The following is a 9,337-nucleotide window of genomic DNA, read 5'->3' as shown; positions in this document are numbered from 1 at the left end:
GACGGCGGGGTGCCTTGCGCAGCGAAATAAAGGGGGAGGCCGCAGGCCGGAGGACATTCGCGGAGCAAGGTACCCCGTCGGCGTGAGCGCGCCCCGAAAGAAGACAGCAGGCTAGCCGTGAGAAGACCCGCGCACCACCAGTTCCCCAGGCAACAACAACTGACGAGGCGGCTCCTCCAGCCCCCGCAGCCGCTCGATGAGGCAGGTAGCCGCCGTGCGGCCGATGGCGTCGGTGGGCTGGGCCACGGTGCTCAGGCCGGGACCGATGAGCGAGGCCCATTCGGGATCGTCGAAGCCGACGAAGCCCAGGTCGCGGCCGAACTGCCACCCCAGCCGTGCCATCGCCTGCGCGACGCGCAGCGTGACCACCGCATTGCCTGCGACCACCGCCGCGCGGCGGCCGCGCCTGGCGCGCTGGCGCAAGGCGCGCAGGGCCTCGTCGAGCGCATCGCTCTCGCCCTCGACGCATTCGAAAATCTCGCCCGCCACGCGCGGCTCGTGCGCCGCCACGCATGCGCCGAATGCGGCCGTGCGCTCGCGCCGAGAACTCACGCCCTTCTGCGGCTCGGTGACGTACAGCAGCTCGCGATACCCGCCCTCGACCAGATGGCCGCAGGTGGCCGTCATCGCGGCATGGTTGTCGAGAGAGACGAAGTCGGTGTGCATGCCGGTGTGGCGGCGGTCCACCAGCACGGCGGGCTTGCCGTGCAGCGTGACCGCGTCGACCACGTTGCTGCCGCGCCCCAGCGTGTTGAGGATGAAGCCGTCGACCTGGTAGCCCGCGAGCGCATCGATGGCTTCGCGCTCGCGTTCGCTCTCGTTGCCGAGGTTGAACAGCATCACCAGGTAGCCGGCGTCCTGGCAGGCCTTCTCGGCGCCGCGCAGCACCGCAACGGAATACGGATTGGTGATGTCGGCCACGATCAGGCCGATGAGCCGCGAGCGGCCATGGCTCAGCGCCTGCGCCATCGGGCTTGGCGAATAGGCCAGCTTGGCGATGGCCACCTCGACGCGCGCGGCGATGTCGGGGCTCAGCAGCCGCTCGCGGTGGTTGAGGAAGCGCGAGACGGTGGCCTTGGAGACACCGGCCGCCTCGGCGACGTCGGCTATGGTGGCGCGGCCGGTGGGCTTCATGGTCTTGCTCCTGCCCTCTCCCTGCGGGGGAGGGAAAAAAGCCTGGCACCGGTCATGCGCTTGCCGTGTCGTACGGCGCCGTCGGCTTCTCGCCGGCCAGCACCTGCAGCAGATTGGTCGTCGCCAGCTCGGCCATGGCGTGGCGCGTCTCGTGCGTGGCCGAGCCGATGTGCGGCAGCGGCGTCACGCGCGGATGCGTGCGCAGCGGCGAATCGGCCGGCAACGGCTCTTTCGCGAACACATCGAGGCCGGCTGCGCGCAGCGTGCCGTGGTCGAGTGCGTTCAGTAGCGCGTCTTCGTTCACCGTGGCGCCGCGGCCGCCGTTGATGAAGGCGGCGCCCGGCTTCATGCGCGCGAAGAAGGCGGCGTCGATCATGCCGCGCGTGGCATCGGTCAGCGGCAGCATCGCGAGCACGATGTCGGCGCGCGCGAGCAGGTCGTCCAGCGGCGTGTGCGTGGCGCGGCCTTGCAGCTCGGGCGCCTGCGCGGCCAGGTCGACCGGGCGGCGTGCGTGGTACAGCACCGGCATGCCGAAGCCCAGCGCGGCGCGGCGCGCCACGGCCTGCCCGATGCGGCCGAAGCCGAGGATGCCCAGGGTCTTGCCGTGCACGTCGGTGCCGAAGAGTTCTTCGCCGATGTTCTTGGTCCAGCGGCCTTCGCGCACCAGGTTCGACAGTTCGACCACGCGGCGCTGCGTGGCCATGAGAATCGCGAACACCGTGTCGGCCACGGTCTCGGTCAGCACGTCGGGCGTGTGGCACAGCACGATGCCGCGCTTGTGCAGTTCGGCCAGCGGGTAGTTGTCGACGCCGACCGACACGCTCGAAATCACCTGCAGCTGCGGCGCCGCGTCGAGCAGCGCGGCATCGACCGGGTGGCTGGAGCCGATCAGCCCGTTCGCGGTGCGCAGCGCGGCGGCAAAGGCCTCGGGCTCCTTGCGCGGATCGGCCACGGTGACATGGTGCGCGGCCTGCAGGCGCGCGAGCTGGTCTTCAGGCAGCGGCCGGAAGACGAGGATGTTCTTTTGCTGCGTCATGGCGTTCAGAGCCCCGCTTCTTCGAGTTGCGCCCGCGTCGGCAGGCCTTCGGTGTCGCCCAGCACCTGCACGGCGCGCGCGCCGATCCAGGCGCCGCGGCGCACCGCGTCGGGCACGCTGCGGCCTTCGAGCAGTGCGCTCACCACGCCGGCCGCGAAGCCGTCGCCCGCGCCCACGGTGTCGATCACTTCCTTCACCGGGAAGCCGTCGACGCGGCCGGTGCCGGCCACGTCGCTGTCGTAGTAGGCGCCCGCCGCGCCGAGCTTCACCACCACCAGCTTCGCGCCGCGCTCGCGGTAGAACCTGGCAACGTCCTCGGGTTTGTCGTGGCCCGTGAGCAGCAGGCCTTCTTCGATGCCGGGCAGCACCCAGTCGGCGCGCGAGGCCAGCTCGTTGACCCAGTGGCGCATGGTGTCGGTGGACGACCACAGCGTGGGGCGCAGGTTGGTGTCGAACGAGATGGTGCGGCCGGCCGCGCGCATCACGTCCATGCTTTTCAGCGCGGCCTGCAGGCTGGTGTCGGAGATGGCGGCGAACACGCCAGTGGCGTGCAGGTGGCGCGCCGAGCGCAGCCAGGCTTCGTCGACGTCGGCCGGGCCCATGTGGCTCGCGGCCGAGCCCTTGCGGTGGTATTCGATCGGCGGGTCGCTGCCGTCGGTGACGCGGCCCTTGAACTGGAAGCCGGTGCGCTGCGTGGCGTCGGTGATCACGTGCGAGCAGTCGATGCCCTCGGCGCGCATCGCGGCCAGCAGCGCGCGGCCCATCGAGTCGGTGCCCAGCCGGCTGGCCCAGCCCACCTTCAGGCCCAGGCGCGAGAGGCCGATGGCCACGTTGGTCTCGGCGCCGGCGGTGCGCTTGTGGAACGACTGGGCGTCCTCCAGCGGCCCCGGCCGGTCGGCCACCAGCAGCAGCATGGCTTCGCCGAAGAGAGCGACGTCGAAGGCGGTGGGTTCTGTCATGTCTGTTGTTCTAGCTCTGTGCGCGCGCGGCGCGGATGAAGTCGATCTGCGCGCGGGTGACGGCCGGCAGGTCGTCGCCCACGAGCGGGTATTCGATGGCATGCGGCACGTCGGCCGGCAGCGCGCGCAGCACGGCACGCCACGGCGCCACGGAATCGCCCAGCGGCACCGCCACCCACTTGTGCGGCAGGCGCTGCGCGCCCTTGCAATGCACGTAGCGCACGCGGTGGCCGAGTGCCTGCGCGGCCTGCAGCGGGCATTCGCCCACCCAGTGCCAGTTGCCCATGTCGAAGGTCATGCCGAGCGAAACGCCGGCGCGGTCGGCCACGTCGAAGAAGGTCTGCAGCGCGGCCAGCGTGCCGGCGCGCACGGTCTGGTCGTTCTCGATGACGAGTTCGATGCGCGTTTCCGCGAGCTCCACCTTCAGGCCCCAGAGTGAGCCGTGCGACGAAGCCTGGAAGTCGCCGATCGACATCTTCAGCCGCCTGGCGCCCACGCGCGTGGCGGCCGCGATGCCGCGCTTGAGCGCGGCGCTGTCGAGCCAGCCGCCCTGGGCCCACAGGCCCTCGGGGCTGGAGTACACCGATGCCAGCCCGTTCAGCGCGGGCAGTTCCGCGTCGGCGTCGCGCAGCATCTCGCCGCGCACCTCCACCGAATCGGCACCGGCGGCCAATGCCAGTTGCGAGCACCAGAGCTGGCCGTGCCGGCCCACCTCGGCCGCGCCGAAGGACGACAGAGAAATCAGGACCTCGAAGGACATCAGTGGCCTTGGTGCGAACTCAGGATCTGGCCGAGGAACTGGCGCGTGCGCTCGTCCTTCGGGTTGCCGAAGAACTCCTCGGGCGGCGCCTGCTCGATGATCCTGCCTTCGGCCATGAAGATCACGCGGTCGGCCACGCTGCGGGCGAAGCCCATTTCGTGGGTCACGCACAGCATGGTCATGCCGTCTTCGGCCAGGCCGATCATGGTGTCGAGCACCTCCTTGACCATCTCGGGGTCGAGCGCGGACGTGGGTTCGTCGAACAGCATGATCTTGGGCGTCATGCACAGCGCGCGCGCGATGGCCACGCGCTGCTGCTGGCCGCCGGAGAGCTGGCTCGGGTACTTGCCGGCCTGCTCGGGAATGCGCACCCGCGTGAGGTACTTCATGGCAATTTCCTCGGCCTGCGCCTTGGTCATGCCGCGCGAGCGCATCGGTGCGAGCGTGCAGTTCTCGAGGATGGTGAGGTGCGGGAACAGGTTGAACTGCTGGAACACCATGCCGACCTCGGCGCGCACCGCGTCGATGTTCTTGCCCCCGGCCGTGAGGTCGATGCCATCGACCACAATGCGGCCCTTCTGCACCGTCTCGAGCCGGTTGATGCAGCGGATCAGCGTCGACTTGCCCGAGCCCGAGGGCCCGCAAATCACGATGCGCTCGCCCTGGCGCACCGACAGGTCGATGCCGGTCAACACCTGGAATTCACCGTACCACTTGTTGACCGCTTCCATGCGGATGATCGATTCCGTCGTCATGCCAGGATTTCCTTCAGCTCGGCTCTCAGTTCATTTTCGGCAGATCGGCCTGCAGCCACTTTTGATACAGCTTGTTCAGCTCGCCGTTGGCGGTGTTCTTCTGCACGAACTCGTTCACCGCCTTGTGCAGCTCTTCCTGGCCGGGGCGCATGGCGATGCCCATCGACTGCTGCACCAGCGTGAACTTGTTCTCGAAGGTGTTGGCGGGCACGCGCTTGGCGATCTGCGCAGCCACGGTCACCGAGCAGCCAATGGCGTCGACCTGGCCGGAGATCAGCGCCTGCATGGCCGATGCGTCGTCGTCGAAGCGGCGGATCTCGGTGCCTTCCGGGGCGGCCTTGGTCACGGCCACGTCTTGCGTGGACGCACGGGCCACGCCCACGCGCAGGCCCTTCAGGTCGGCGGCGGCCTTGATCGGCGTCTTGCTCGCGCCGTACAGCACGATGGTGGCGGCCGCGTAGGGCTGCGAGAACTGCACCTGCTTCGCGCGCTCGGGCGTGATGGCCAGCGAAGCCACCAGCAGGTCGACCTTGTTGGTCAGCAGGAAGGGAATGCGGTTCGGGCCGGTCACCGGCACGATGTTGGCCTTGACGCCCCAGTCCTTGGCCAGCAGCTTGGCCACGTCGGCGTCGTAGCCGTCGGGCTGGTTCTTGGCGTCGGTGGTGCCGTAGGGCGGAAAGTCGACCAGCATGCCGATGGTGATCTCGCCCTTCTTCTTGATGTCGGCCACGCTCTGCGCGGAAGCGAAGGGAGCAAACACGGTCAGGGCGGCGCCGAGGCCGAGGGCTGCGATCGCCGCGCGGCGGGTGGTGGTACGGGTCATGGAATATGTCTCCTGAATAAAGAAAGGAACGACGAGAAAGAAGAAACGAGAAAAAAGGAAATCAGCGGGCCAGCGCGCGGGCGCGCTTGCGCTCCATGCGCGCGGCCAGCAGCGACAGCGGCCAGCAGATCACGAAATAGATGGCGGCCACCACCGAGAACACGATGAGCGGCTGGAACGTGGCGTTGTTGACAATCTGCCCGGCGCGCGTCACTTCGACGAAGCCGATGATGGCCGCGAGCGAGGTGCCCTTGATGATCTGCACCACGTAGCCCACCGTGGGCGCCAGCGCGATCTTCAGCGCCTGCGGCAGCACCACGTCGCGCATGCGGGAGCTGTACTTGAGGCTCAGCGCCTCGGCCGCTTCCCACTGCCCGCGCGGAATGGCCTCGATGCAGCCACGCCAGATTTCGCCGAGGAAGGCGGCGCTGTTGAGGATGAGCGCCACGCCCGCGGCCACCCACGGGTTGATGTCCAGCCCCAGCACCGGCGCGCCGAAGAACACCAGGAACAGCTGCAGCAGCAGCGGCGTGCCCTGGAAGATCTGGATGAAGGTGGTCGAGATGCCGCGCGCCCACGTCGATTCCGACGTGCGCATCAGCGCGATGGCCAGCCCCAGGATTGCGCCGCCCACGAAGGCGATGGCCGACAGCGCGAGCGTCCACTTGGCCGCTTCGAGGATGAAAAGGAATTCGGGAAAACCGAAGGTACGCATGGTGTTGTGCTCCGTCCGTCGTCTGGGCTTACCGGCGGTCCGGGTAGTTGAGCGTGCGCTTGTAGATCAGCTTGAACATCGCCGAGAAGGCGAGCGCCAGCGCCAGGTAGATGGCGGCGACCACGATGTAGATCTCGAAGCTGCGGAAGGTCTGCGACTGCAGGTTGGCGGCCACCGAGGTCAGGTCGTCGGCCGAGATGACCGACACCACCGCCGAGCTCAGCATGAGCAGGATGAACTGGCTGGTGAGCGCCGGATAGATGGCCTTGAGCGCCGGCTTGATGATGACGAAGCGGAAGATTTCCCAGGGCTTGAGGTTCAGCGCCCTGCCCGCCTCGATCTGCCCCTTGGGAATCGACTCGATGCCCGCGCGGATGATTTCCGTGGCGTAGGCGCCCAGGTTCACCACCATGGCCACCAGCGCGGCCGTCTGCGGCGACCAGCGCAGCCCGATGGCCGGCAGCGCGAAGAAGAAAAAGAACAGCTGCACGAGGAACGGCGTGTTGCGGATCACCTCGATGTAGGCGTTGATGACGAAGCGCAGCCAGCCCGGCCCCGAAGTCTTGCCCCAGGCACAGAAGATGGCCACCACCAGGCCCAGCACCGTGGCAATGAGCGAGAGCTGGACCGTGATCCACGTGCCCTTGAGCAGCAGCGGCCAGGCGGCAAAGACGGCGTCGAATTGAAACTGGTAGTTCATGGTGGGCGAGCGCGTGCGAGCCTCGAAAGCAATGCTTGCAGCTTATATGAAACCGGTTTCAGACCCGATTAGGGATTCCCCTAGGTGGTCGTTTTGTCCTACTGGGGAGGCGCTTCCGAGGGAGCGGATCAGCCACCGAACGCGATGTCGGCGCTGGCCACCGCGCGAATCGGAACGCCGAAGCTCGTGATGTCCGAGAGCGTGGCGTTGTGGTGCGCGCGGATCTGCGCACCGGTGGCGTGCGGCTTGTCGTGCGAGGTGTGCGCATCGGCCGCGAGCACCACCTCGTAGCCCAGCGCGGCGGCGCGGCGCACGGTGGTGTCGACGCAAAACTCCGACGAGTAGCCGCAGACGACCACGCGCTTCACTGCGTGTTCCGACAGCCATGCATCGAGCGGCGTGCGCAGGAACGAATCGGGCGTGGTCTTGCGCAGCTTGGCGTCGCGCGAGTCGGTGTCCAGCGCGCCGACGAGCTGCCAGCGCTCTGAGTCGAACACGAGGTCGACCGCGTTCTCATGCTGGATGAACGCCACCGGCACGCCGGCCGCGCGCGCCCGGGCCGTGAGCGCATTGATGCGCTGCACCACTTGGGCGGCTTCATGGGGACGCGGCGGGTCGTCGCAGAGACCGCGCTGCACATCGATGACGAGGACGGCTGTTTTCATACGGCCATCGTAGCGGCGCGCCTCAGTTCCAGGCGCTCACTTCGAGCCGTACTTTCCCGGTGATGCCTGGCGCCGCCGGCGCCATGCCAAGGCTGGAAAGCGGTACGGTGAAGCGCAGCTTGCCGCTGGCCAGCTGCGTGGGGTTCATCGGCAGCGAAGCCTGCCCCGCCGTGTCGGTCTGCCAGCCGTACTTGACGTTCCAGTTCTGCGCGGGGTCATCCGCGGCGGGCGGTGCGAGCTCGATCACCAGCGTGTCGCGGAACAGCGAGCTGCCCTCATAGTGGCCGTCGAGCCAGAACTTGTTGTTGACCTGGTAGTCGGGCACGCGCACGCCCAGCGTCATGGCATAGGCGAGCGTCGGGCGGTCCTGCTTCACGCGGGCCCTGTTGGCGAGGAACACGGTCGACAGATAGACCGCGCGGCGGGCGGCGGTGGCGGGGTCGGTCAGCTCCTTGTGCGTGCGGCAGGCCGGCGAGTCTTCTTCCGCCACGCGCCGGCTCAGGTACCAGCGCTTGCCGCGCGGCGCGGCCAGCAGCTCGACCTGGTAGAGCGCATCGACGTCGGCACCGGCGGGCAGGTCCGGCGGCAGGGTCACGCCGTCGATGTCGAACCAGATGTCCACGCGCACGTCGCCGAACAGGAAGCGCGTGAGGTTCTGGTAGGCCTCCTCGGAGTTGACGATGCCGAAGAAGCCCGAGTGCGAGCGGTAGGCAAAGGCGGTGGCCACGGGCTGCGTGTTGCCGGCATCGTCGAGCGACCAGAGCGAGGCGTTCTCGATGCGCACCAGCCCGTCGCTGCCGTGGCCCGCGAACATGCGCGACAGGCCCTTGGCGGTCTCGTAGTCGCCGCGGTTGGTGCCGACCATGCAGAAGAAGCGCTCGGCCGGAAAGGCCGAGGCCGGCAGGTAGTCCATGCGCCCGTTGACCGGCGCGGTGGCCATGAAGTCGGACATCTTCTCGCGGTTGAATGTGTTCATCTCGGCCACCGAGAGCCAGGCCGGCACATTGATGCCGCCCATGTCGATGCCGTTGTGCGGCGTGGCGTAGGTGAACACCTTGTCGACGCAGGCACGCGCGGCCGCGTCGCCGAGCGCGGAGTTCTGCAGGAAGGCGCGCACCACCAGGCCGCCCATCGAATGCGCGACGAGGTAGCAGCGAAAGTCGTCCTTCGAGTAGCCCGGCCCTTCGCGCAGCGCCACGAGGTCGCGCACGCGAAGAATCAGCTGGCTCAGGCCTTGCGCATAGATCTTGACGTCGCGCGCCTGGCCGTCGCCGAGCAGCTCGGAGCCTGCGTCGTAGTAGCGGTAGATGATGAAGGAGGCGGCGGGAATGCCGTCGACGTCGTTGCCGTTTTCGTCGGGCGAGGGTTTCCAGTCGGGATCGATGATGTCGAGGCCGTTCTGGTAGACGCTCTGGTACTGGAAGTCGGCCAGCAGCCGCACCACGGGCGATTCGAAGACGAACTTCTGCGCCGGCGCTTCTTTCTTGACCGTGGCGCGGTAGACGGTGGAGCCGACGTTGAAGCCGCAGAACGGATCGGCGGCGGTGTCGTCGCGCTCGGCCTCGGTCATGGCGTAGCCGCGCACGTAGATGATGGGATAGCGATTGCTGCTCATGAACCTTGCCGCCTTGTCTTTGGTCTATGAAGCTTTCCAGTTTGACGAGGCGTGGTCTGGGGCGCCATATCGCGCATGGCATAGGACTGGATGTTTTTTTCGGGGTGCGCTCACGCCGACGGGGTACCTTGCTCCGCGAATGTCCCCCGCCCTTCGGGCTCCTCCTTTATTTCGC

Annotated in this window: 10 protein-coding genes; all 10 read right to left on the bottom strand. The window is 67.9% G+C overall.

Annotated elements, in window-relative coordinates; all coding sequences use genetic code 11:
* Positions 1-111: 111 nt before the first annotated feature.
* The 10 genes from AC1RVW_RS30330 to AC1RVW_RS30285 all read right to left on the bottom strand — a co-directional run bounded on the left by AC1RVW_RS30330 (position 112) and on the right by AC1RVW_RS30285 (position 9,162).
* On the bottom strand, positions 112-1,134 hold the full coding sequence (locus AC1RVW_RS30330) for a LacI family DNA-binding transcriptional regulator (RefSeq protein ID WP_493204418.1): 1,023 nt from the start codon (positions 1,132-1,134) through the stop codon (positions 112-114).
* Between the two features lie 52 nt (positions 1,135-1,186).
* Positions 1,187-2,170, bottom strand: coding sequence for a 2-hydroxyacid dehydrogenase (locus AC1RVW_RS30325; RefSeq protein WP_493204416.1), 984 nt, complete (start codon positions 2,168-2,170; stop codon positions 1,187-1,189).
* A gap of 5 nt (positions 2,171-2,175) precedes the next feature.
* The gene (locus AC1RVW_RS30320) at positions 2,176-3,129 is read right to left on the bottom strand and encodes a sugar kinase (RefSeq protein WP_081267192.1); all 954 of its coding nucleotides are present in this window, start codon (positions 3,127-3,129) and stop codon (positions 2,176-2,178) included.
* 10 nt (positions 3,130-3,139) lie between these two features.
* A complete protein-coding gene (locus tag AC1RVW_RS30315) occupies positions 3,140-3,889 on the bottom strand; it encodes a sugar phosphate isomerase/epimerase family protein (RefSeq protein WP_081267193.1) in 750 nt (249 codons plus the stop codon).
* Positions 3,889-4,644: an amino acid ABC transporter ATP-binding protein gene (locus tag AC1RVW_RS30310; RefSeq protein ID WP_409195832.1), complete on the bottom strand. Its 756-nt coding sequence runs from the start codon at positions 4,642-4,644 to the stop codon at positions 3,889-3,891. The genes AC1RVW_RS30315 and AC1RVW_RS30310 overlap by 1 nt, the downstream gene beginning before the upstream one ends.
* A 25-nt stretch (positions 4,645-4,669) precedes the next feature.
* The gene (locus tag AC1RVW_RS30305) at positions 4,670-5,467 is read right to left on the bottom strand and encodes a transporter substrate-binding domain-containing protein (protein WP_081267195.1); all 798 of its coding nucleotides are present in this window, start codon (positions 5,465-5,467) and stop codon (positions 4,670-4,672) included.
* A 61-nt stretch (positions 5,468-5,528) separates the two neighbouring features.
* On the bottom strand, positions 5,529-6,182 hold the full coding sequence (locus AC1RVW_RS30300) for an amino acid ABC transporter permease (RefSeq protein ID WP_081267196.1): 654 nt from the start codon (positions 6,180-6,182) through the stop codon (positions 5,529-5,531).
* 28 nt (positions 6,183-6,210) lie between these two features.
* On the bottom strand, positions 6,211-6,882 hold the full coding sequence (locus tag AC1RVW_RS30295; protein ID WP_081267197.1) for an amino acid ABC transporter permease: 672 nt from the start codon (positions 6,880-6,882) through the stop codon (positions 6,211-6,213).
* 128 nt (positions 6,883-7,010) lie between these two features.
* Positions 7,011-7,547 (bottom strand): cysteine hydrolase family protein, encoded by a 537-nt coding sequence (locus tag AC1RVW_RS30290; protein ID WP_106933939.1) that lies wholly within the window; start codon positions 7,545-7,547, stop codon positions 7,011-7,013.
* Positions 7,548-7,569: 22 nt separating this feature from the next.
* Positions 7,570-9,162 carry an esterase/lipase family protein gene (locus AC1RVW_RS30285; RefSeq protein WP_493204412.1) on the bottom strand — a complete coding sequence of 531 codons (1,593 nt, stop codon included), beginning with the start codon at positions 9,160-9,162 and terminating at the stop codon, positions 7,570-7,572.
* Positions 9,163-9,337: the final 175 nt, after the last annotated feature.

This window comes from Variovorax sp. MPBD4-3 (genome assembly GCF_058809745.1).
Note: the sequence above shows the minus strand (reverse complement) of the source record. Positions and strands in the feature narration are given on the sequence as shown.